Origin of the sequence: Brevibacillus ginsengisoli, from assembly GCF_050113715.1 — a bacterium.
Taxonomy (GTDB): Bacteria; Bacillota; Bacilli; order Brevibacillales; family Brevibacillaceae; genus Brevibacillus_H; species Brevibacillus_H ginsengisoli.
In genome coordinates, this window is sequence record NZ_JBNJQR010000002.1 from 90,612 (window position 1) to 114,816 (window position 24,205).

General features: G+C 44.7%; 22 protein-coding genes and 1 other annotated feature. Of the genes, 16 read left to right on the forward strand and 6 right to left on the reverse strand.

Translation table 11 applies throughout. The features are described from left to right. The first annotated feature begins 3 nt into the window (after positions 1-3). The 12 genes from ACQCN2_RS03980 to ACQCN2_RS04035 all read left to right on the forward strand — a co-directional run bounded on the left by ACQCN2_RS03980 (position 4) and on the right by ACQCN2_RS04035 (position 11,892). A complete protein-coding gene (locus ACQCN2_RS03980) occupies positions 4-795 on the forward strand; it encodes a segregation/condensation protein A (RefSeq protein ID WP_426928162.1) in 792 nt (263 codons plus the stop codon). Beyond that, on the forward strand, positions 785-1,387 hold the full coding sequence (gene scpB, locus ACQCN2_RS03985) for an SMC-Scp complex subunit ScpB (RefSeq protein WP_426927605.1): 603 nt from the start codon (positions 785-787) through the stop codon (positions 1,385-1,387). Before ACQCN2_RS03980 ends, scpB begins: the two co-directional genes overlap by 11 nt. 76 nt (positions 1,388-1,463) lie before the next feature. Next, positions 1,464-2,657: a D-alanyl-D-alanine carboxypeptidase family protein gene (locus ACQCN2_RS03990; RefSeq protein WP_426927606.1), complete on the forward strand. Its 1,194-nt coding sequence runs from the start codon at positions 1,464-1,466 to the stop codon at positions 2,655-2,657. Then, positions 2,650-3,240: a nucleoside recognition domain-containing protein gene (locus ACQCN2_RS03995; RefSeq protein WP_426927607.1), complete on the forward strand. Its 591-nt coding sequence runs from the start codon at positions 2,650-2,652 to the stop codon at positions 3,238-3,240. The genes ACQCN2_RS03990 and ACQCN2_RS03995 overlap by 8 nt, the downstream gene beginning before the upstream one ends. Before the next feature lie 11 nt (positions 3,241-3,251). Next, positions 3,252-3,785: a spore maturation protein gene (locus ACQCN2_RS04000; protein ID WP_426927608.1), complete on the forward strand. Its 534-nt coding sequence runs from the start codon at positions 3,252-3,254 to the stop codon at positions 3,783-3,785. Positions 3,786-3,883: 98 nt separating this feature from the next. Continuing rightward, positions 3,884-4,636 carry a pseudouridine synthase gene (locus ACQCN2_RS04005; RefSeq protein WP_426927609.1) on the forward strand — a complete coding sequence of 251 codons (753 nt, stop codon included), beginning with the start codon at positions 3,884-3,886 and terminating at the stop codon, positions 4,634-4,636. 93 nt (positions 4,637-4,729) lie between these two features. After that, positions 4,730-5,254: a thiol-disulfide oxidoreductase ResA gene (gene resA / locus ACQCN2_RS04010; protein WP_426927610.1), complete on the forward strand. Its 525-nt coding sequence runs from the start codon at positions 4,730-4,732 to the stop codon at positions 5,252-5,254. Positions 5,255-5,267: 13 nt separating this feature from the next. Beyond that, positions 5,268-6,926, forward strand: a complete 1,659-nt coding sequence (resB, locus tag ACQCN2_RS04015; protein WP_426927611.1) for a cytochrome c biogenesis protein ResB — start codon at positions 5,268-5,270, stop codon at positions 6,924-6,926. Between the two features lie 45 nt (positions 6,927-6,971). Then, on the forward strand, positions 6,972-8,195 hold the full coding sequence (ccsB, locus tag ACQCN2_RS04020; RefSeq protein WP_426927612.1) for a c-type cytochrome biogenesis protein CcsB: 1,224 nt from the start codon (positions 6,972-6,974) through the stop codon (positions 8,193-8,195). A 50-nt stretch (positions 8,196-8,245) separates the two neighbouring features. Then, the gene (locus tag ACQCN2_RS04025; protein ID WP_426927613.1) at positions 8,246-8,962 is read left to right on the forward strand and encodes a response regulator transcription factor; all 717 of its coding nucleotides are present in this window, start codon (positions 8,246-8,248) and stop codon (positions 8,960-8,962) included. A gap of 1 nt (position 8,963) precedes the next feature. Beyond that, positions 8,964-10,733, forward strand: a complete 1,770-nt coding sequence (locus ACQCN2_RS04030; protein ID WP_426927614.1) for an ATP-binding protein — start codon at positions 8,964-8,966, stop codon at positions 10,731-10,733. A gap of 25 nt (positions 10,734-10,758) precedes the next feature. Continuing rightward, positions 10,759-11,892, forward strand: coding sequence for an HAD family hydrolase (locus ACQCN2_RS04035; protein ID WP_426927615.1), 1,134 nt, complete (start codon positions 10,759-10,761; stop codon positions 11,890-11,892). A 78-nt stretch (positions 11,893-11,970) separates the two neighbouring features. Here the strand turns inward: ACQCN2_RS04035 and ACQCN2_RS04040 are convergent, their stop codons facing one another. The 4 genes from ACQCN2_RS04040 to ACQCN2_RS04055 form a co-directional block, all read right to left on the reverse strand. Further along, a complete protein-coding gene (locus ACQCN2_RS04040) occupies positions 11,971-12,246 on the reverse strand; it encodes a hypothetical protein (protein ID WP_426927616.1) in 276 nt (91 codons plus the stop codon). Positions 12,247-12,261: 15 nt separating this feature from the next. Continuing rightward, complete coding sequence (locus tag ACQCN2_RS04045) at positions 12,262-13,545, reverse strand: ArsB/NhaD family transporter (protein WP_426927617.1); 1,284 nt, start codon at positions 13,543-13,545, stop codon at positions 12,262-12,264. A gap of 133 nt (positions 13,546-13,678) precedes the next feature. Beyond that, positions 13,679-15,262, reverse strand: coding sequence for a phosphoglycerate dehydrogenase (gene serA, locus ACQCN2_RS04050; RefSeq protein WP_426927618.1), 1,584 nt, complete (start codon positions 15,260-15,262; stop codon positions 13,679-13,681). Then, positions 15,255-16,409, reverse strand: a complete 1,155-nt coding sequence (locus ACQCN2_RS04055; protein WP_426927619.1) for a pyridoxal-phosphate-dependent aminotransferase family protein — start codon at positions 16,407-16,409, stop codon at positions 15,255-15,257. Before ACQCN2_RS04055 ends, serA begins: the two co-directional genes overlap by 8 nt. Before the next feature lie 67 nt (positions 16,410-16,476). Next, positions 16,477-16,713 (reverse strand) — a binding site (T-box leader). A gap of 314 nt (positions 16,714-17,027) precedes the next feature. Between ACQCN2_RS04055 and ACQCN2_RS04060 the strand changes: the two genes are divergently transcribed. Then, a complete protein-coding gene (locus ACQCN2_RS04060; protein ID WP_426927620.1) occupies positions 17,028-19,499 on the forward strand; it encodes a putative bifunctional diguanylate cyclase/phosphodiesterase in 2,472 nt (823 codons plus the stop codon). 96 nt (positions 19,500-19,595) lie between these two features. On the opposite strand, the gene ACQCN2_RS04065 is transcribed toward ACQCN2_RS04060, so the two are convergent. Both ACQCN2_RS04065 and ACQCN2_RS04070 read right to left on the reverse strand, forming a co-directional pair. After that, complete coding sequence (locus tag ACQCN2_RS04065) at positions 19,596-19,805, reverse strand: ferredoxin (protein ID WP_426927621.1); 210 nt, start codon at positions 19,803-19,805, stop codon at positions 19,596-19,598. Positions 19,806-19,906: 101 nt separating this feature from the next. Further along, complete coding sequence (locus ACQCN2_RS04070; protein WP_426927622.1) at positions 19,907-20,827, reverse strand: hypothetical protein; 921 nt, start codon at positions 20,825-20,827, stop codon at positions 19,907-19,909. 119 nt (positions 20,828-20,946) lie between these two features. Between ACQCN2_RS04070 and ACQCN2_RS04075 the strand changes: the two genes are divergently transcribed. The 3 genes from ACQCN2_RS04075 to ACQCN2_RS04085 are packed head-to-tail and all read left to right on the forward strand — an operon-like array spanning position 20,947 to position 24,204. Beyond that, complete coding sequence (locus ACQCN2_RS04075) at positions 20,947-22,053, forward strand: YpbB family protein (protein WP_426927623.1); 1,107 nt, start codon at positions 20,947-20,949, stop codon at positions 22,051-22,053. After that, positions 22,050-23,654 carry a RecQ family ATP-dependent DNA helicase gene (locus ACQCN2_RS04080; RefSeq protein ID WP_426927624.1) on the forward strand — a complete coding sequence of 535 codons (1,605 nt, stop codon included), beginning with the start codon at positions 22,050-22,052 and terminating at the stop codon, positions 23,652-23,654. Before ACQCN2_RS04075 ends, ACQCN2_RS04080 begins: the two co-directional genes overlap by 4 nt. Then, a complete protein-coding gene (locus ACQCN2_RS04085) occupies positions 23,647-24,204 on the forward strand; it encodes a CPBP family intramembrane glutamic endopeptidase (RefSeq protein ID WP_426927625.1) in 558 nt (185 codons plus the stop codon). Before ACQCN2_RS04080 ends, ACQCN2_RS04085 begins: the two co-directional genes overlap by 8 nt. Position 24,205 lies beyond the last annotated feature (1 nt).

Consider the following 24,205-nt stretch of genomic DNA (forward strand, 5'->3'; position numbering starts at 1 on the left):
AGTGTGTCATACAGCATTAAACTAGATTCATTTGAGGGGCCGCTCGATTTGCTTCTGCATCTTATTGATAAAGCGGAAGTAGATATTTATGATATCCCGATTGCAGATATTACCGAGCAGTATTTGCAAACCATTCATACGATGCAGGAGCTCCACCTGGAAGTGGCGAGTGAATTTGTTGTTATGGCGGCTACGCTATTGTCCATCAAGAGCAAGATGCTTTTGCCCAAAAAAGAAGAAACGGTCTTTCAACCGTTATTTGATATGGACATGGAAGAAATTGACCCACGCGATGAGCTGGTGCAACGACTTTTGGAATATAAGCGGTTCAAAATGGCAGCCGAAAACCTACGAGAGATGGAAATCGGGCGAAGCAAGGTGTTTACACGTCCAGCTGAGGATTTAACACCTTATATTCGGGCAGAGGAGCCTACAATTTCTAACGTAACGATCTATGATCTGGTGTCGGCGCTAGAGAAGCTATTTATTCGCAGACAGAACAAAGAGCCCATGACCAGAGTGTCTCGTGATGAGATTTCCATCAAGGATCGGATGAAGGAGATTCGCCAGCTGATTAAGGTTGGCGGAGGGATGGTACGATTCACGCAATTGTTTATGGAGGAAGCTTCCCGAACCGAGATTGTGACGACTTTTTTGGCCTTGCTGGAATTAATGAAAGCCAAGCGTATTACCTGTGTCCAGAACCAATTATTTACCGATATCTTGATTTGTGACAGCGATACGTCCGACAAGACAGAAGGAAGAACAGAAGAGAGGGTACACGATGGACTTTGATCACATAAAAGGTGTCATCGAAGGGCTCTTATTCATTTCCGGTGATGAAGGAATTGAGGCCAAAGAGTTAGCGCAGATTTTAGAGCTCGAGGAAGACACAGTTATTGATATTTTGGAGGATATGAAGGCGGATTTTCGCCGGAGTAATCGGGGAATACAGATTGTAGAGGTAGCCAAGGCGTTTCAGTTCACGACTCTCCCTGAGCATGCGGTATACTTCGAGAAACTGGCCTCTTCGCCCAGCCACTCCTCCCTCTCACAGGCAGCGCTAGAGACGTTGGCTATTATCGCGTACAAGCAGCCTATTACGCGCTCCGATATTGAAGAAATCCGCGGCGTGAAATGCGAGAAAGCGTTGAATACCCTGCATACTAAGCAGCTGATCAGGGAAGTGGGCCGCGCGGAAGGGATCGGTCGGCCAATCCTGTATGGGACGACAAAAGATTTCCTGGAACATTTCGGCTTGCGTGAAATCACGGACTTACCGGAACCGCCAAACAATCTGTCACTCGAGGAAGTAGAACGAGAAGCAACGGCCTTGTTTAACCAATCATCACCAGTTCAAGCGAACGACGAGAATTCAACGGAATAGATTCAGGTACTACAAGACGTCTCGTCCCCATATACTTGGTACAAACCAAGCTTATCCAAGTAGTGGGGAGGACGTTATGAAATTCCTGAATCGCATTTCCGGCGTACTCGTCGTTTTATTTTTATGTCAATGGCTGATTACTCCATTAGGCAGCGCGGAGGTCTCTAAAAAATCAGCCTCTAACAAAGCGCCATCTATTTCAGCTGAGAGTGCGGCACTAATCGATGTGCAATCCGGACGTATATTATATGCCAAGGCGGGCGACAAAAAAATGCGAATTGCCAGCCTGACTAAGACCATGACCGCCATTGTAGCGATTGAGTCGGGAAAGCTGAACGATGTCATCACAATCCCGGGTGAAGCGGTGGGAGTAGAGGGCTCGTCGATTTATCTCAAAAAAGGAGAACGCCTGACGCTAGAAGAACTCCTGTATGGCTTGATGCTTCGCTCAGGCAATGATTCTGCGGTGGCGATCGCCAACCACATTGGCGGTTCAGTGCCGGGATTTGTTTATCTGATGAACGAGAAAGCTGCCATGATTGGAATGACCCATACCAATTTCAATAACCCGCACGGATTGGATGACAGCAACATGCATTATTCCACAGCATCAGATATGGCGAAGCTAAGTGCCTATGCGTTACGCAATCCCACCTTCAAAAAAATCGTCTCAACCAAAGTTAAAAATATCTCCTGGGAAGGAAACGAGTGGGATCGTAAGCTGCAAAACAAAAATAAACTACTCTACCTCTATAAAGGGGCAGACGGTGTGAAGACGGGTTATACCAAGCTGGCGAAACGTTGCCTCGCTTCCTCAGCAACACGGGACGGCAGGCAATTAGCCGTGATTACACTGAATGCGCCAAATGATTGGAACGACTCGATGGAGCTGATGGATTGGGGATTTCAACAGTTTCATACCGTTACGATCGTCAGTAAGGGAGAAGCAATTGAATGGAATAAAGAGACTCAGCAACCTGAGAATCTGGATAATAAACTAAGCTTTGTCTCGCAAAGCGAGTTCCAATACCCGCTGCGTGAGGATGAAGTCCGTCAAGTTACATCGAAAGTTCAACTTCTTTCGTCTAAAGTAGATAAAAGCATGATTGGCCAGCATGTGGGATATGTACAATTTTTTCTGGATAAGCAGCTGATTGGGAAGGTTCCGCTTACAGTACAGGAGACCAAGCAAACGCAGGCAGGGCATCACCCACGATCTTTCTGGGAACTGGTCTACCAGCTGATGCTGGGAGGATTGATTGATGCTTAATATCATTTGGTTGGGACTCATTCTGATTAGTGTTGTGGTTGCCGCGATAAATGGCCGTATGGAAGTGATCAGTCAAGCTTCTTTCGAAGGCGCGAAGAGCGGACTTACCGTCTGTATCGGCTTACTAAGTGTCCTCATGTTCTGGATGGGCTTGATGAGAATCGCGGAGAAATCAGGTTTGTTGCACTTTGTTTCGCGCTTTTTATCGCCTGTGGTTCGTGTCCTTTTCCCAGATGTTCCTAAGGACCATCCAGCTTTGGGATACATCATCTCCAACATGAGCGCCAATCTCTTAGGGTTAGGGAATGCCGCTACACCGATGGGGCTCAAAGCGATGGAAGAATTGCAAAAGCTTAATCCCAACAAAGAAGTGGCATCACCATCAATGTGCACCCTGCTCGCCATTAACACAGCGAGCATCACCTTAATTCCGACTACCATCATTGCCATTCGGATGCAATATGGTTCGGCCAATCCGTTTGAGATTGTTGGAACTACATTGATTGCTTCGTTTATCGCAACATTTGTCGCATTGATCCTAGATCGTTTTTACCGCAGGGTGTCCATGCGAAGGTACAGATAGGAGGGTGTCACGTGTACCAATGGATCTCACTCATTTCTTTGTGGACGATCCCCATGATGATTTCCCTTATTCTGATTCACGGATTCTCCAAACGGATTCCTGTGTACGAGACCTTTGTTGAAGGGGCCAAAGGCGGATTTGTCACAACGATCAAAATCATGCCACACTTGGTAGCCATGATGGTAGCCATTACGCTTTTTAGAGAGTCGGGAGCGCTTGACTTGCTACTCTCGCTGATTCAGCCGCTGCTCAACTTCTTCCATATTCCGGCCGAGATTGTTCCATTAGGGCTGTTGAGACCGCTCTCGGGAGTGGGGTCGCTTGCAATCGCTACCGATATCATTGCGCAGTATGGTCCGGATTCACTGCTTGGCAAACTTGCGTCTACTATGCAAGGGAGTACAGATACCACGTTGTATGTGTTGACCGTGTATTTCGGCGCGGTAGGAATCCGAAATGGCGCCTATGCGCTGAAAGTAGGACTTTGGTCGGATTTCGTTAGTGTAATCGCCTCTCTTGTGGTTGTCTATTATGTTTTTTACTAGTAACTTCCTCGTAATGTGGGGAAGTTTTTCTGTTTTCCTTGTCCACTATGTAATAAATGGGTATGATGAGAGTGATGAGTTGAAGAGGTGAAACATACATGGAACGTCTACAGAAAGTATTGGCTCAAGCCGGAGTGGCCTCTCGTCGAAACTGTGAAGAGATCATTAAAGAAGGAAGAGTCCGAGTCAACGGTGCAATCGTTACCGAATTAGGTACTAAGGTTGATCCGAGTATAGATGAGATAGAAGTTGACGGGAAGGTGATCCGTCGAGAGAAGCATCTCTATATTCTCCTATATAAACCAACCGGAGTAATCACCAGCCTGCATGATCCGCAAGGTCGTAAAGTCGTAACCGATTTATTACAGGGTGTACAGGAACGCGTCTATCCTGTTGGACGTCTCGATTATGATACTTCTGGTTTATTGCTATTAACCAATGATGGGGAATTGGCGAATAAAATTGCGCACCCTTCCTATGAAATGGACAAAGTCTATCGGGCTTGGGTGAAAGGAATTCCGACATCGGATCAAGTGAAGCGACTAGCTACAGGGATACAACTGGAGGATGGCATGACCTCTCCTGGAGAAGCCAGAATTCTGGAAGTGGACCCGGTCAAAAAACGTGCCCACCTTGAATTAACCATTCATGAAGGGCGGAATCGACAAGTAAGACGTATGTGTGAGGCAATCGGTCATCCGGTTATTTCACTGGAACGTATCCAACTAGGCTTTCTTACACTGGAAGGGTTGAAGAAGGGAGACTATCGTTTTTTGACCAATCAAGAGGTCGAACACATTCAACGTGTATTAATCAAGGGCAATTTGTCGAAAACTCACAATAAACGGTGATCGTTCAAAAAACGTTCAAATATAATGTGCTGGAAATATTTTTAGGGAAGATATAATTAATGGAGAAAAATTATTCAGACAGGGGAAAAGAGCATGGATAAAAAAAATCGCACTTCGATTCGCGTGGTCATCCTCGTCATCCTATTAGCCGCGCTAATCTTTGCGGTTTACTCCAGTTTCAAGAAAGATCAGGCAACCATCTCTGTCGGGGACGTTGCGCCCAACTTCAGTTTGCAGCAGCTAGATGGTAGCCAGGTGAAGCTGTCCGATTTACGAGGAAAAGCAGTGGTACTGAATTTTTGGGGAAGTTGGTGTGATCCTTGCAAAGCGGAAATGCCCGAAATAGAAAAGCAATGGGAGAAGAACAAAGATAAGGGCATTGTGTTTACAGGAGTGAATATTGGCGAATCACCAATCACGGTCAAACAGTTTGTGGATCAGTTTGGCGTTACGTTTCCGATCTGGCTTGATCAGCAACGTGAGATTACACGGCTGTACAATATCGGCCCCATTCCAACGACCTTCTTCATCGATAAAAACGGAGTGGTGCAAGCCATCGTGACTGGACAAATGAACGAGTCAATCATTCGAGAGAAAGTAGCCAAAATTCTGCCGTAAGTGAGGAAACCATATGGATGAACGTAAATGTGAGTGTGGTCATACCAACCCAGTCGGCACTATGCTGTGCGAGGCGTGCGGCAAGCCAATTGATCAGGCAGACGAACAAGTTAATGGTTCGTTCCCTGATATGCGCTATGAGGGTATGGCTAGAAGATCTCAAACCTACAAATCAGGTGTCATTGACCAGATTTGGAATTTTTTCTCCTCTGTAAAAATAGCGGTTACATTCATCATCATTACCTTAATTGCCTCAGCGGTGGGAACGATTTTCCCACAAGAACGATACATACCTGTTCCAGTGCCTACCGAAGAATCGATCGCCCTTTTTTATCAGCAAACCTACGGGGTTTTGGGCAAAATCTACTACAACCTGGGATTTCACAACTTATACTCTTCTTGGTGGTATGTCAGTCTTCTCGTCCTAATTGGCACATCCCTTGTCATCTGCAGTTTGGATCGGGTCATACCGCTTTACAAAGCGTTAAACAAACCCCGCGTCAATCCTCATTTGTCCTTTTTACGAGGTCAAAAAGTATTTGGGGAGACGGCAATAAAGACTGAAGCCTTAAACGAACAGACGTTGACAGCCGCGAAAGAAGCGTTGCGTAAGCGAGGATACCGCATCTATCAGGAGGGGAACTCCATCCTTGGAGAAAAAGCCCGATTTAGCCGATGGGGTCCTTATATCAATCATATTGGGCTGATCCTTTTTTTACTTGGTGTTCTTTTGCGTAATGTACCAAGTTTCTACCTGGACGAATTTGTCTGGGTGAGGGAGGGCCAGACGGTATCCATCCCGAATACGTCTTACTATATAAAAAATGTCGCGTATAAAACCGAGTATTATTCAGATGCCGATTTCCCTGAGAAACTGGACCTTGGAGGAAAAGTTGTACCGAAAAACTTCCAGACAGACGCCATCGTTTATGTGAACGACAATCAATCGCTTCCAGGTTCACCTCCAAGTTTGAAAGAGGTCCAAAGAGGGCCGATCGTCGTGAACCATCCAATGAATATTGGAGGCATTCAGCTCTATCAATCGGGTAAACAGGAATCTCAGTTAAGTGCCCTTAATTTCGGCTTGATCGATACCAAGGCAGGAGATCAACCAGTCGGTACAGTGAAGATTGATTTGTTTTCGCCAGCAAAGGAACAGAAGGTTGGAAATGACTTCACTGTGAAGGTTTTAGACTATTATCCTGATTTTTACATGGACGAGAATAAAATCCCAGCGACCAAAACGAATTCTCCTAATAATCCGATGCTTGCACTGGAGATTCGCTCCGACAAAGATGGAACAGATGAGAAGCTCGTGTACCTATCTGGAGGATTTATTACGCAAAAAAAAGATCCAAGATTCGATTTAGCCATTCAGAAGCCTGATCTCAAAAATATAACAGGCTTAATGGTCAGAAAAGACACAATGCTTCCGTTAATCTATTTCGGTTGCTTTGTTACCATGATTGGACTCGTAATGGGATTCTATTGGCAGCATCGCCGTATCTGGGTACATTTGGAGAACGGGATGCTGTACGTGGCAGGTCATACGAATAAGAACTGGTTTGGTTTAAAACGTGAATTGAATGATCTTCGTCAAAAAGTGAATCTGGATATTTCCTTTCGAGAAACTTCAAGTACCCGCAATGAACAAGCCACCCCATCCGTCTAACAAGTCACTGTACGATTCCAGAACGATAAAGGAGGGACGAGACTCTTGTTAATCCAAATTAGTGAGAATCTGCTGTTAACCGCATTTATTTTATATGTACTGTCCACTATTATTTACGCTATAGCGGTAACAGGCAAAAAGTGGGCGAATAGTGATCCGAAGACCCATGAACAACGGTTTAGCCGGTTGGGTTATGTCATCGGATTAGTAGGATTTCTCGCACAAGCGGGTTATGTCATCACACGCTGGATAGCCGGTGGTCACAGCCCAACCAGTAATATGTTTGAGTTTATGGCATTTCTCGCATTCTGTATCATCTTGGCTTATCTGATTATCGCCCGGATTTATCCAGTTACGGTCCTTGGACTGTTTGCAATGCCACTTGGTGTTATCATCTTGGCGTACGCAAGCGTGTTCCCGCGGGAAGTTACCCCGTTGATTCCAGCCTTGCAAAGTTACTGGCTACAAATTCACGTCACGACCGCAGCGCTTGGCGAAGGGATTCTCGCCGTAGGTTTTGCTGCTGGACTGATGTATTTGATCCGTACGGTGAATCAAAATGTGAAGAGTAAGAGCACCTTATGGTTAGAGATCGTGATCAGCGTCGTTTTAATGCTGATTGGATTCATTTTAGTCATTACTATTTTCGGTAGCTTGAATCACAAAACAACCTTCGAGTTCCCAAAATATAAGGCAGATGGAACCGTTGAACAGACGCTAAAAGTAGATTATATCCTTCCTGCGATCGCTGGACCAACAGACGCAAAGATTGTTTCGCCTGGACTGATGAATCCGTTGTTTGAAGCGCCTTCCTGGATGGAAGGGAAGGATGCGGCGCGTAAGTTTAACACGATGATCTGGTCAGTTGTCTCAGGCTTAATCCTCTACGGAGTATTAAGATTGATTGCTCGTAAACGCTTGGCGGCGGTTCTTCAACCCACATTAGAGGATATAGATCCCGAATTAATTGATGAGATCAGTTACCGGGCCATCGCAATCGGATATCCTGTATTTACTTTAGGAGCATTAATCTTTGCGATGATCTGGGCTGAAGAGGCCTGGGGGAAATTCTGGGGTTGGGACCCGAAAGAGGTTTGGGCGCTTATCGTTTGGCTCTTTTATAGCGCTTACCTCCATCTACGGCTTTCGCGAGGATGGATTGGCACGAAATCCGCTTGGATGTCAGTTGCTGGATTCGTCATCGTCCTTATTACCTTGGTAGTTGTTAACCTAGTGATTGCCGGCTTGCATTCCTATGCCGGAGTCTAATAAACCAGTTTTTTCGATCTTGTATCTAGTTTACTGAAGAGGTGGAGCACATGGAGAAGATTGCAAGAGTTCTAGTTGTGGATGATGAAGAAAGAATTCGTCGATTGCTCAAAATGTACTTGGAGCGCGAGAATTTTTATATTGATGAAGCGGAGCACGGAGAGCAGGCAGTAGAGCTTGCGTTGACCGAAGACTACGATATTATCCTGCTTGACTTAATGCTGCCGGGCATTGACGGAATAGAGGTATGTCAACGAATCCGGGAGCAAAAAGCCACTCCAATCGTCATGCTGACAGCCAAAGGGGAAGAAACAAATCGCGTGCATGGCTTCGAAGCAGGAGCAGATGATTATGTGGTAAAACCATTCAGCCCACGTGAAGTGGTTTATCGCGTGAAAGCAATTTTGCGCCGAGCTTCCGCAACCGCTTACTTGAAGACCGAAACTACAAGCAGCCATTCCATCCTGGTCTTCCCAGAGTTGACCATCGATCATGATGCGCACAAAGTGCTGGCAAGCGGTCAGGAAGTGAATTTGACTCCAAAAGAGTACGAACTGCTTCACTATCTGGCACTGTCTCCTGATAAAGTATTTACACGCGAGGAATTACTGAAGGATGTTTGGCACTATGACTTCTTCGGAGATCTTCGGACAGTGGATACACATATCAAGCGTTTACGTGAGAAATTGAACAAGGTATCACCAGATGCGGCTCAAATGATTGCTACTGTTTGGGGAGTTGGCTACAAGTTAGAGGTGCCAAAGTAAAGTGGATGTGATGTTTCGGAGTGTCGTAGGAAAACTATGGATGACGATCATTGCGCTATTTGCAGTGGTCCTCACCATTTTTAGTCTATTGTTAGTTCAGTCATTTGATAGCTATTACCTGCATAAGCAGACAGAAGACCTGAAGGGTTTGTCCCAGCGTTTGGCGGGCACGATTGAAAAAATGCCAAACAACAGTGAGTTGATAGGATTCACTTCTAATTTGTGGGCAACCTATCGGACAGGTTTGATCGTGGTGGATGGTCAATTGAAACCGTTAAATACCAATTTGAACAGTCGCTTTTTACCGAATCTCACCATCAACGATTTTCTTCGTCGACCTGAATTGCAATTGGGAGAAGTGCTGCAAGGTACGAACCTTAAACCAGTACGGATTATCTTCCCGAGTGTAACAGAAGATCTCTCCGATCGTAAGGAAATTCTGGCAATCGCTGCCCCAGTGAAGATTGGTGGGAGCGAGAACGGTGCCATCATCTTGTTTCAGCCGATCGAGGATTTTAACGGGACGGTCTCGGAAGTACGCAAATTGATCTTTGTCGTAGGGATCATTGGATTCGTCCTGACGACAGTATTTGCTTTCTTCTTGTCCTCAAGGATCACTTCACCCTTGCGTGAAATGAAGCGGACAGCTCAAAGAATCGCAGAAGGAGATTTTCACGCAGAAGTGGCCATTCGTTCCAGTGATGAAATTGGAGACCTTGCTTCCACCTTCAACACGATGGCTGGACGTCTGAATGAAGTGATTAACGCGTTATCCAATGAAACAGAACAGCTTTCCAGTGTACTGAAGAACATGGTCAATGGCGTTATTATGATTAACGCTGAGGGAAAAATGGTCGTGACCAATCCGCCAGCCGAGCATTTTTTACGGGATTGGCGATATGAATCTAATTCATTGCCTGCGCCTATATTTGAAATGTATCAGCGAGTGGTACAGACTGAAAAGGAGATTCACGAAGAGATTCCTATTCAAGGAAGGGTCTGGGCGGTGGTCATGGTTCCACTGCACGACCGCGGTCAAGTGCGTGGTGCGCTGGCCCTTTTACGTGATATGACGAAGGAGTTTAAACTGGACAAGCTTCGAAAAGACTTCGTAGCCAACGTCTCTCATGAGCTTCGTACCCCATTGTCGATGCTGCAAGGCTACAGCGAAGCGATCATTGACGATATTGCCGCCAGTCCGGAAGAACATAAGGAACTAGCCCAAATCATCTATGATGAGTCGGTTCGAATGACGAAACTCGTCAATGAATTGCTTGATTTGGCAAGGATGGAAGCGGGACATATCGAATTGTACAAAGATACCATCGTACTTCGCCCTTATTTGGAACGGATTCATCGCAAATTCGCTAGCTTGGCGAAAGAGCGAGGAGTCAATCTCGAACTATCTTATCAAACACAACGGAATGATTTTGATATAGATTCTGATCGAATTGAGCAAGTTCTCACCAATCTGATTGATAATGCCATGCGTCATACGCCGGCTGGTGGGACTGTGACGATTCGCGTAAAAGGGGATGACCCGCTCTATTTGGAGATCAGCGATACCGGGAGTGGGATTCCGCAAGAGGATCTTCCATTTGTGTTTGAACGATTTTATAAAGCGGATAAAGCGCGCACACGAGGGAGAGCAGGCACGGGGCTTGGGCTTGCTATTGCAAAAAATATCGTAGACGCACACGAAGGAACCATTACTGTTCATAGTAAGCAGGGAGAGGGAACTACCTTCACCATTTCCTTGCCCGCTATATAAAAAAAGAGAGATAGGAGAGGACAGCGTGATTAAGACCATCTTGTTTGACGTCGATGGCGTCTTCTTGAGTGAAGAACGTTATTTTGATGCTTCTGCTTTAACCGTTTGGGAGCTAATGCACAGCCCGCAGTTTTTGCATTTGCCCGAGGAGAAGTTTACTCCTGCTCCTGCAGAAGAGACCATTCGTTCTGTACGCCAAACTGTTTTTGCCAAAGATGAAGTGCTTACCTTCATCAAGTCACGCGGGATCAACTCCAACTGGGACATGGTATTTTTAGCGTTTGGGTATCAGTTGATTCGTCTTTGCCAGCATGTACAACAACACTCTCACACCGATGTTGTGCAGCTACTCAAGAGCCAAGTGAATAGAGCCGTGATTCAACAGTTGGCTGAGAAAGCTTCAGATCTTCCTGCCTTTGATGTCGACTATGCGGGGTTTACGGCTGATTTCGCCAAAGGGCCAGCTCAGAAGGCTGAGATGTTAACGTATTTGAATGTCCTTGCTCGTGAACGTTGTGGAGTGGAGACCGATATTTTCTCTCGTAACAGCGAGTTGTGGAACCTGTGTCAGGAAACCTTCCAGGAATGGTATCTTGGGGATTCGTTGGTCGAGCAATCCATTGGTCGTCCAACAGCGCAACCTGGCAAAAAAGGCTTCTTAAGTGATGAAATCGCGATTGTCGAGCCTGCTCGCGTAAGAGAAATTCTTGAGGAGCTTAGTTCCAAGGGTATCACGATTGGGATTGGTACAGGCCGTCCTACGATCGAGACACATGTGCCATTTCAGGAATTGAATCTGCTTCATCTCTTTGATGCCAATCGGATTGTGACGGCAAGTCATGTATTGGAGGCTGAGCAAGAGTATCCCGACGCAGCGCCGCTTGCGAAACCGCACCCGCATTGCTATGTCCGCGGGTTGATTGGACTCGATAAGCCGATCGCTGAAGTAATGGAGTACAGCTTGCCAATTGCTAACCCAGATGAGGTGTTAATTGTAGGAGACTCTTTTGCTGACTTCTTGGCGGCACGTGCTATAGGCTGTCGTTTTGCCGCTACACTTACGGGATTATCTGGACAAGAAGCGAGAGCCAAGTTTGAGCAAGAGAAAGCGGATTACATTTTAGATGATGTAAGCCAAATCCTTGAGCTTTTCAAGTAAATGGTTAACGTAAAATAACAAAGCCGACATCCTTGGATATTTCCTAGGTTGTCGGCTTTTTTTAGCTTTAGCTGTTTCTCATTGCCACGCGAGTGATTCCAAGCAGCGATATTTGAAAGCAATGAGCAAAAAGGTGATGAACATATCGTCACGAACAATGACTTCGTATCGACCATCTTGGAGCGAATAAAACATAGCATCTGTTAAATCCTTATTTTCTTCAAAATAGGATCGAACTTGTTTCAGGCGCTTTCTCATCTCTTCTGATTTCACCTGAATGTTGAAGGTATAATCCTTCTGATTCTTCACTTCGGTAACTTCGATTAATTGCTCATCAACTGTATAATTTACCAAGCTATGCTAGCCTCCTTAGAATGCAAAATAGCGGAGATAGATATAACCTTGACTCATGATGATGGAAAGGATCATGAGAGGGAAAGCAACCTTTAGAAATCCGATAAAGGAAATGGGATGGCCTTCCTTGGCTGCAAGCCCTGCTACGATGACATTGGCACTTGCTCCAATCAACGTTCCATTCCCGCCCAAGCATGCTCCCAAAGCAAGACTCCACCAAAGCGGTTCTAAATTATGGATTCCGAGAGTCCCCATCTCTTTAATCATCGGGATCATGGTAGCGACGAATGGAATATTGTCGACGAATGCGGAGGCAATAGCACTTAGCCAGAGAATAAGACTAGACGTCTTTAGAGCATCTCCGCCTGTCCACCCAATCGCAGCTTGCGCCATTTTAGCGATAACTCCAGTCTCAACTAATCCTGATACCAGCACGAATAGACCAACGAAGAAGAAGATGGTATTCCATTCCACTTTGCTAAGCGCATCCTCCAGAAAATGTTCACCTGTCAACAGCAAAAGAACAAATGCGCCTGTTAAAGCCACCGTGGCTGACTCGAGATGCAACATCCCATGCAAAGTGAATCCTAGAATAGTTAAGACAAGCACAGAGAGTGATTTTTTCAGGAGCGGTACGTCAGTGATCTCGTCTCTTTCTTGCAAGTTCATCAATTTTTCCTGTAATTCAGGTGATGTTTGTAATTCACGGCGATAAATGAAATACAGTAAGACGAGTGTGACAAGGAGTACGATTAAGGCAATCGGAGCAAGATTGACTACAAATGCCATAAAGTCCAGCTCGGGGATAGAGCTCCCAATCATGATGTTTGGCGGATCGCCAATCAAGGTGGCTGTGCCTCCCACGTTGGAAGCGATGATTTCACTAATCAGATAGGGTAATGGGTTTACTTGCAATTGTCTTGCGATACTAAAGGATATGGGAACCATAAGTAAGACAGTTGTTACATTATCGAGTAAAGCGGAAGCAACTGCGGTAATCAGACAGAGATAAATCAGAATCTGTATAGGATTTCCCTTCGCTAGTTTGGCTGCTCGAATGGCCATATATTTAAATACACCTGTTTGAGATGTGATGATTACAAGAATCATCATGCCGACAAGCAATCCAATCGTATTAAAATCGATGTGATGCAGCGCCTGCTCCTGGGAAACAATTCCTAAGAGTACCATAAGTATTCCGCCGATCATGGCGACAATGGTTCGATTGATTTTTTCACTGATAATAAAAGCATAAGTAACTAAAAAGATGCCGATGGCAAGCATGGCTTGGTTCGTCATAGCGTTCTCCTCTTCAATTAAATTCTTGTTGTATTATTTCCTACTTATACGAAAAAGAAGCCCAGAAGTTTCATCTGGGCTCTTTCATTATTGGGCAAGAAGAGATCAATCGCTCTTGAATTGTGTTATCCAATTAGAGTTCTATCTGTGTAACACTCTTTATTTCCTGCAATTCTCCCAAGGTATCCAGAAGCTCTGGAGAGAGTGGTTTATCAACTGTAAGCAACATGATCGCGTCTCCGCCAATATCGCGTCGACCCACTTGCATCGTGGCAATGTTAACTTCGTTCGACCCGAGGATCGTACCGACACGTCCGATTGCGCCTGGACGGTCATTGTGGTGAATAAACAACACTTGACCTTCAGTAGCGGCATCAATGGAGTAGCCATCAATTTTGACAATTCGCGCCCCATATCCGTTCAGACGAGTACCAGAGATTGTCCGGGTTTGTTGATTGGTTTTTAGCTCAAGTGTAATTAAGTTGGTAAATCCGCGATTATGCGATGATTTATGCTCATTGACGGTAATATCACGAATTTTAGCCAGATGCGGCGCGTTCACGTAATTGACTTCCTCGCCAAGTCGGAAAGAAAGCACTCCTTTCAAAATCGTGCGGGTCAAAGGAGAAATATCGACATCCGTCAATTCACCGCTGTAGGTAATCGTTACTTCTTGCAAGGCTCCTACAGTTACTTGAGCAAGGAAGCTGCCCAATTTTTCACCCAAGCTGAAGTACGGTTGCACTTTTTCCATCACGTGAGCTGGAAGAGAAGGGAGATTCACCGCGTTTTTGAACGATTCACCGCGAAGGATTTTCAACAATTCTTCCGATACGTCAATCGCAACATTTTCTTGCGCTTCCACAGTGGAGGCGCCAAGGTGTGGGGTAACCACCACTTGCGGAAGCCCGATCAACGGATTATCGACAGGCGGTTCCTGTTCGAACACGTCCAGGGCGACTCCAGCTACTTTTCCAGTAAGGATCGCTTCATATAAAGCCCTCTCATCAATGATTCCACCACGGGCACAGTTAATGAGACGCACGCCATCTTTCATTTTGGCAAATTGGTCGGTGCTCAAGATATGACGGGTTTCTTTAATTAACGGGGTATGAACGGTAATGAAATCAGCCTCTCGCACAATATCTTCAACGGAGCCGCTGGTAATACCCAGCTTTTGCGCACGATCATCAGTCAAGAAAGGATCGTAACCGATGACTTTCATATTAAAAGCTTTTGCGCGCTTCGCGACTTCAGTACCAATTCGACCCATTCCGATGATGCCTAGTGTCTTATCGTTTAACTCGACGCCTTGGAAGTTTTTGCGATCCCATGTGCCATCCGTCAGCTTTTTATGGGCTTGCGGGATATTGCGTGACATCGACATAAGCATCGCGAAGGAATGCTCAGCGGTAGAAATCGTATTACCGTCGGGAGCATTGATGACAACTACTCCACACTGAGTAGCAGCTTGAATATCAATATTATCGACCCCAACGCCAGCGCGGCCGACTGCTTTTAGATTTTTGGCTTGAGCAAGGACTTCAGCCGTGACTTGTGTTTGACTGCGGACCAAGAGTGCATCGTATTCATGAATTTCAGCAAGCAGATCAGAAGGGGAGAGACCCGGTTTTTGAAAGACTTCTACGTCTGGCGCATCGAGTAATTTTTGAATGCCAAATTCGCTTAATGGATCGCTGATGAGTACTTTATACATGCTGGATCAATACCTCCTGTGCGGCTTTCACGCCTTTTCCTAATTCCACTTCAAAACCGATTTGTTTCAATGCCATCTCTATCGCGGCAACAATCTGAATCACATCAAGCGGTTCACAATAGCCCATATGACCAATGCGGAAAATCTTGCCCTTTAAATGCTGTTGTCCACCTGCGATCACTAGATTGTGTTTGGTTCGAAGCACTTTACGAAGCTCTTCAGCGTCAAACAATCCTTGTGGATCAAGTGAAGTAACGGTAGTAGAACCATATTCCTCCTTGGTCATTAACGGTATGCCGAGCGCACTCATCGCAGCACGGGTCATATCGCGCATTAATTCATGGCGTTTGATGATGTTCGCAAGTCCTTCCTCTTCCATCATGGCGATGACCTCTTCCAAACCAAAAACGAGAGAGACAGCTGGGGTGTACGGAGTTGATTTTTCCGCAAAGCTCTTGCGATAAGCTTTCAAATCAAGATAAAAGGCTTGTGCCTTGGTTTGATCAATCACATTCCAGGCTCGTTCACTAACGGCGATGAACGCAAGGCCAGTTGGGAGCATAAACGCTTTTTGCGAGCCGGTTACCACAATGTCCAAGCCCCATTCATCCATCTCACATGGGACAGCACCCAAGCAGCTTACAGCATCGACAATAAAAAGAGCGTCCGTTTTTTCATGTACGACTTTCGCCAATTCTTCAATCGGATTAAGGACTCCAGTTGAAGTTTCACAGTAGGTAGCAAATACTGCTTTCACTTGCGGTTTGTCCGCCAAGAATGGGGCGAGGGCTTCAGGTGTAATGGCTTCTCCCCAAGCGACATCCAGTCGATGGGCAATGATTCCAAAACGCTCGCAAATTTTGGCGAAACGTTCTCCGAATGCGCCACTAACCAGGACAGCGACTTCTTCCCCAGGTTGTACGGTATTGACGACAGCCATTTCAAGCGCACTTGTACCGCTGCCTGTCACGACCAGCACATCTTGAGTGGTTCCGAAGAAAGGCTTTAATTTGGCAGCAGTATCCGCAAACAGTTTGGAGAATTGTCCGCTGCGATGTCCAATCATCGGGCGACTCATAGCCTGTTGTACACGAGGGGGAATCGGGGATGGTCCAGGAATTCGTAAAATCATTTTGTCTTCAAACATGGTTTCTCTACCTCCAAAAATCTTTTTTAGAATAATAAAAAACCTCCCATCTCCCACTACGAACGTAGTGAGGGACGAGAGGTAATCATCGCGGTACCACCCTCATTTGTTCTCCTCTTCACAGAAGAGAACCTTAACAGGTCTAAGACCCTTGAGATAACGGATTCATCCGAATCAAACCTACTGAATTCATTCGGTTTGCTAACTCCGAAGTGCTCATCTATAAGCGGAACCGCCGATTCGCAGCAACCATCGGCTCTCTGAGGGTTTCCAACGTATAGTATCTCTTCATCATCGTTGTTTGACTATTTAGTTTTGTTAAACAAGTCAGAAAGTACAACTTATGGTGTAACTTTATCACGGAGATGAGACACCGTCAATAGGGTTTGAAGCAAAAAATAAGAACGATACCAATAAAAATATATTTATTGTTCGGAAATAAGTTTATTTTGAGGCTTCTGTGGTGTATTATATTCGTTGTTTGCTGCTTGTGTTGAGATTTGTCACAATTTGCGAAATACTAATATACCTTCTATTCATATTGATGTATATTTTAATTATTCTAGAAATGTTTTCCTGTTTACTTATTTGATAATTCGCCCTTGGGAGTAGAATAGAATGCAAATGGATTTTTTGATTTTTAATATAAGTGTGCTTGCGATATTCATCCTCATGGGTGCCTGGATGTATTATCGGATCCATAAAGAGAAACTCGGGATTGGGCTTGGTTTTCGCAGGCACTCTGTTATGGGAAAGGTTCCAATTTATGTGGCTTTATCGTTAATTCTCACTCTCTTTATTGGAGGCTTCTTAATTAGTGAAGCAGAAGAGCAGCGGTATAACGAGTTTGCGCGCAATGCGGGTGGCTTGACACCTACTTTTGCGTACGACTTGCAGCTGGCTGGGCATTCCATGATAAACATCGGGACAAACCCTAACGATCCGATTTATCGACAAGTACGAGAGAATATGAATCGGTGGTTATTGTACAATCCGTATTTTACTGATTTATATACCTTAAGAAAAACAGATAATGGAACCATCTACTTTGTTGTCGATTCTAAAAGTTACAGAAGTGATGATGGTATTGTAAATACATCTGGCGAGCAAAGAAATGCTCATGTCGGGATCTATTATAATCACATTCCTGAGGTTGACTTAGCTTTTGAAGGGGTGGTTTCTATCGAGAAACACCCTACCTATGACCAACGGGGTTATACCATTTCCGCTTTCGCACCGATCTATAATGATAAGGGAGCAGTTGAGGCGATAGTGGGTCTTGATTACGATGGGAAACAGTGGGAACGTGAGGTGCAATTGGAACGTCTGAAGGTGATGGGATTTCTATTGGTTCCAGTTGGATTAATCTTCTTAATGTATTGGCTGATTTTCCGTTATCGAATTGACAAAATTGTCCTTCACTATCATCAAGACCAATTGGAGAAAAGTGAAGAGCGCTTCCGTAAGCTGTCCAACGCTACCTTTGAAGCCATATTGATTCATCGAAACGGGATCACAATTGAAGTCAATGAATCTTTTACCTACTTGTTTGGTTACACCCGAGAAGAAGCCATTGGAATGGATGTACTCACTTTCGCTGTGCTTGAAGATCGAGATTTGGTTTATCGCAAGTTATTATCAGGTATCGAATCACCATACGAAGTCAAAGGACTTCGGAAGGATCAATCCGAATTTTATGTAGAAATCGTTGGGAAAGTGATTGATTACAATGGGAGCCAAGCTAGAGTTACGGCTATTCGGGATGTTACTGCTCGCAAAGAAGCGGAGCACCAGATCCATCATATGGCTTACCATGATGACTTGACCAATCTCTCTAATCGTAAGCGGTTTTTGGAGACACTGGGTATAGCAGTTAGTGAAGCAGAGGAGAATGGAACCGAGCTTGCCGTAATGTTTCTTGATCTCGATCGTTTCAAGGTGATTAATGACTCTTTTGGACATTATGCCGGAGACCAACTTTTGAAAATCATCGCAAATCGACTGAGATGTGCCGTAACCGATGAGGCGACAATTGCTCGGCTTGGAGGAGATGAATTTACGATCTTACTTCCTAGAATTGACGGTGAGGAGCAAGTTGAACGTATTGCCCACTCTATTTTGGATGGGATCAGTCAGCCAGTCGAAGTTGCCGGCCGGGAGCTTACGATTAGTGTAAGTATCGGGATTTGCAGATATCCTCTGGGTGGACGAGATGGCGAAGAGCTAATGAAAAACGCTGATACGGCCATGTATCGCGCCAAGGAAAAGGGACGAAATAACTATCAATTCTATACGAAAGAAATGAATGAACAGGCTTATGAACGGTTGGCATTAGAACAAGACTTGCGAAAAGCAATTGATCGAAATGAGCTTTTATTGCATTACCAACCGCAAGTGGATATGGGAACGGGCCAGATCGTAGGCGTTGAAGCTCTTCTGAGATGGAAACATCCGATCTATGGAATGGTATCTCCGGCACGTTTCATTCCATTAGCGGAGGAGACGCAATTAATTATATCGATTGGAGAGTGGGTACTACAGACGGCTTGCAGACAAAACAAGCGTTGGCAGAAAGCTGGGTACCAATTAAAAGTGGCCGTGAATCTGTCGGCGAGCCAATTTCAACATGGGAATCTGATTTCGATGGTGTCTGAAGTTCTTCGGGAATCGCAGTTGGAACCACAATACCTGGAGCTAGAGATTACGGAGAGCATCGCCATGAAAGATGTAGATCGAGTCATTGAGACCTTAAATCAGTTGACGCAATTGGGGATTGTAATTTCTATAGACGATTTTGGGACAGGCTATTCCTCTATGAACTATTTGAAGCATTTCCCGATCAACCGTTTAAAAATCGATCAATCGTTTGTCCACGATATTACAACGGACCTGCAAGATGCTGCTATTGCTGATTCTATTATTGCTATGGCGCACAGCTTGGGGCTCAAAGTTATTGCGGAAGGAGTAGAAACCGCTGATCAGCTTGAGCACTTGCGACGAAAGAAGTGCGATGAGATTCAAGGCTTCTATTTAAGCCGACCACTTTCGGCAGATGACTTGGAGGAACTGTTATCTCATCAGGCGAACTAATCGAAACGCTTCCGAAAACAGGTCTCGGAAGCGTTTTGCATGTATATCAAAAATAAGAACCCCTTAACGTGAAACGCTAAGAGGTTCTTAAGAGAACTATTCTTCAACTTTGATGGAGTCAGTAGGGCAACCATCTGCAGCATCACGAACATCATCAAAAAGGATGTCTGGGATTTCAGCAGTGTTGGAGTTGTCGTCAATTTTGTTGAACGCCAAGCCCTCATCATCGTAATCGAAAACGTCAGGAGCAGTAGCGCCACAAGCGCCACAAGCGATACAGGTTTCTTTATCTACCCAAGTTGTCATTGTTGTTTCACCTCCCATACAGATTGATACGTCCATTGCCCATAAACCATTTTATTCTTTGTTTGATTAGATTTCAAGAATGAATCCTAGTGAAAACTCACTTATTCGTTGAAAAATTGTAATTCGGGAGATTTAAAGCCAGGATATAGTTTGTTTTTCAAAGATTTAAAGTCTCCAGGGCGTACAGCATCCGTTGTGAAAAGCACTCGGAACGCGAAAGGGATATCTTTCCACCCTAATGAACTTGCTTGATTGGTTAAGACCACGCCATCAATTCGGGCGGTAATATCTTCCGGTTGAAAAGGAACCATCACGTTGTTTCGGTAGAGGTTCTCCGCAGCAAGATAATCACGCAGGTTAAACGGATAGGATTTCCACTGCTCAATAGAAATATTAGATTGAGATACCTGTTGAACGAGTGGCTTATTCGTCACATACATTTCTTCCCAAATGGCAATTGCTTTATAAAAGTCAGCCTGTGCGCGCAACCAATTGCGCTTAAACGACTCAAGGTGTTGTGACATCTCCTGTGGAGTCAGTTTGGTAGTATCACCATCGTTCATTTGGTTCATACCATCCATGTAGACCTGTAAACTCTTCATGTATTCTTGTTTTGCCTGGATCAGTAATGGGGAGCTGTTCGACACATTCGCTTGCTCGATTTTCTTTAGTGTTTCATTTGCCTGATCTTGTGCGGCAGACAAAATGGATTTGTAATCTCCGGCAGATGAGTTTGCAACCTTGTTTTGGAATGTGAGATGTGATTGTTTAAACTTTTCTAATGGTGCAAAAACGTTGTAGTAAAACGAGACAAAATCTTCTTCTTTGTATAACTTCTTTGTCTTTTCCATCTGGTCTTGGTTCAGTTTAATCGTATAATCTTTTGTGATTGCCTCAATCTCTGCTTGAGCTTTGGACTTCATGACACATATCCCTAAAAAAAATCCGCCGACCAAGCAAGCAAGTGATATGATAATCATGTAAACAATAAAGTAATCAGAACGATTTAATCTTTTTCCCATTGGTCTCCTCCAGCAATGAGTGAATCCTCGTATTTTTCTATGTATTCTTATTTTCAAAGGATACAAGCTAGTATAACGTATAAAATTTATAGAAGTGAATAATAAAAGGAGAAAAAGTTATGATCCTCCCGGCAGAAGATGAGTTTTTTCTGCATGCTTTTGTAATAAAAGGATTGATTCCGCTTGAAAATGAGCGAACCGTAATGTCCCTCTATTATGTTTTGAAGGGCAGGAAGTCGAATCAGACGGAACAAGATACGCATATGTATGGCCTATGTTCCTATTATCGGTTTTTTTCCGCTCTTTCGAAAGAGAAATGGGAAGAAATTCTTCAGCAATTAGTAAACAATCAAATGATTCAAATAGTTGAACACTCAAGTAATCAAGAAAAAGAAACCTTTCGGGTTACTTCCAAAGGAAAAGCGCTGGTGGAAGAAGCTGAGGCCAAATATTCCTTTTCTCAATGGTTTCCTTCAATCACCGCAACCGCCCCAGTAAAAGAGAGTGAACTTTTTTGGAAGAGGCTGCATCTGATGACCCAAACGATTTCGCAATTGCTTCAGCGTAATACGGCCTTTTTCCCGGTCGTAACGGACAAACTTGTACAAAACTGGGTAAAACAAAAGTTACGAGACCATTCGGCCAGAGAGCGGTGGCTGTCAACATTTGCCCTTGAACTATACCAATTGTTGATCCCGTATCCAACACATCTTCAACGTTTGCTGATGGACCAGCTTTCGGGAATCGGACAAGTGGGGCATACGCTGGAACAACTAGCACAATCCGAACAATTACCGGTATTTCTTGTTCGTTTAAAGTTTCGCTATTTACTAATCAACCTGATGACTACGCTTCTGGAAAGTGAAGAAACAAAATACCCATTAATGAAGCAATTACTGAACACAACTTTGGCTCAGCCATTTGGTTTAAGCACCAGTGCGGCTGCGACATATCATTACCTTCTACAAACGCAAGACATTGACCAAATTGCCAAGAGACGTGGCCTTAGAAAAGGGACAATCGAGGATCATCTGGTAGAAATCGTTTTGCATTGCCCCGCATGGGATCATTCTCAGTTTTTGACACAATCCGCTAAAATAGAAATCATTACCGCCAGCCAAGAATTGGGAACAAAGCGTCTGAAGCTGTTACGCGAACATCTGGCCAATCGGTATACATACCTGCAAATTCGGCTTGCGTTAGCGCAGGTGAAGGAGAACGCATGAGTAAGCAATCAATGAACTTGGAAGAAAAACTGCGTCAATATACGGGATTTGAGAGCTTTCGAACCGGTCAGCGTGAGATTGTGGATCGTTTGATGGCGGGGAAGAACGTGCTAGGGTTATTGGCAACGGGTGGGGGGAAATCGTTGACGTATCAGTTTCCTTCTTTGTTGTTTCCTAACCTTACGCTGGTTGTGACACCGTTGATCTCATTAATGATCGATCAGGTGCAACAGCTTAAGGCAAAAGGCAGACACGATGTCACCTATCTGAATAGTTCTCTTTCGGTACCGGAGATGAGACAGATTCTTCAAGAGGTTGAGTACGGAAAATACAAGCTTGTCTATATCTCGCCTGAAAAGCTTCAGCAGTCTCATGTGATGTCCATCTTGAAGAAGCGGGGAGTATCGTTGGTTGCTGTTGATGAAGCACACTGCATCTCCCAGTGGGGCCATGACTTCCGTACGGATTACATGAAGCTGCCGCAGATTATGAATGAGCTGGGCAATCCTACCGTATTAGCGGTAACGGCTACAGCGACGACTGAGGTACAGCAGGAGCTAGCCTCATTATTTCATATTCAACCGGAAGATCGTGTGATTCTATCCCTGAACAGAGAAAATATCGCTTACGAGATACAAGCGGTTGACTCAGATAAAGAGAAAATCAGGCAGTTGATCGAAACCATTCGAACCGTGAAAGGTCCTGGGATTGTTTATTGCAGCACACGACAGTCCGTGGAACAGCTTGTACAGGCATTTCACATGGAAGGCATCACGAGTGTGCATGGGTATCACGGTGGAATGAGCGCAATGGATCGAATTCTTATCCAGGAACAGTTTTTAAGGGACGAGCTGTCTGTAATTATCGCCACTAACGCTTTTGGGATGGGAATTGACAAACCCAACATACGATTCGTTCTGCATTATCATTATCCACCTAGTATGGAGGCGTACGTTCAGGAGGTTGGGAGAATTGGACGAGATGGGAAGCCAGGTTATGCCTGTCTTTTCTATCATCCGGATGATTATTACATTCATAACCGTCTGATGCAAAACGAGATTCCTACACAGGTTGAAATCCAGCAATTTATTCAGTATCTTGCAACCAAAGGACACGCTTTGGGTCAAACGGAAGTCACACATGCCGAACTGTTCGCGTGGGTTGGCTTGTCTGAGCAGTCCTGGCGTATGCTGTTTTTTTACTGCGAGCAAGCTGGGATGATCCAACAATCTGCGCAAAGCAAAAATGGGTTCACCTATCAATTAAACGGGAATCGAGATCTAAGGAAAGTTGCCGCGCAAATCATCCGTAAAATAGAAGAGGTAAAACTAACCAAGACAGCGAAATTACGTAGTATGCAAGTTTGGCTGGGACAAAGTACCTGCCTTAGGGAGGGATTGCAAACCTATTTTGGAGAGCGTATCCCATCTAAACAAGCGCAATGTTGCTCGTTATGCGGGCTAGATTACGAAATGTATCGATTGAAAGAGGATGAGCGGTTCTCTTATGATAATCAAGCTGGCTGGGATTTGAGATCTTCTATACTGAAGTTGTTTCCTGGCGTTACATTGGAGACAAGGGAGGTGGAGAGGTTTGAATAGTCCATTGGACCAGATGGATGGTCGTTTTTTACGAGTGAATTTGCTCATCACGCAAGGAATTCTTCTGCTGATTGCGATGGTGGCAAGCTTTTTCATCCATACGAAAGAAACCTTCATTCATTTATTTCAGTTAAGCGATCGGACTTCTATTATTTATGGCGTTTTATTCGCTATTATTGTTGTCATCATCAGTGAGGGTCTTGAACGCGTTGTCCCTGCCAATTGGGTAGCCGATGGAGAAATCAATCGAAGAATCTTTCGAAATCTGTCTATCCCCAAAACTTTATGTTTATGTGTATTGGTTGGGTTCTGTGAAGAGTGGCTGTTTAGAGGAGTCATCCAGTGGTGGCTCGGGAACGGTTGGACAAGTTTGCTCTTTACGCTTATACATATTCGATATTTGACGAAGCCTTTGCTGTTAATCATGGTATTTGCCACGAGCTATTGTCTTGGCGAACTGTTTGATTTACAAGGGAGTTTATGGGTACCCATACTTGCACACAGTCTGCTTGATTTTCTGTCTGCGCTTATTATTCAGAGAAGGAGGTAAC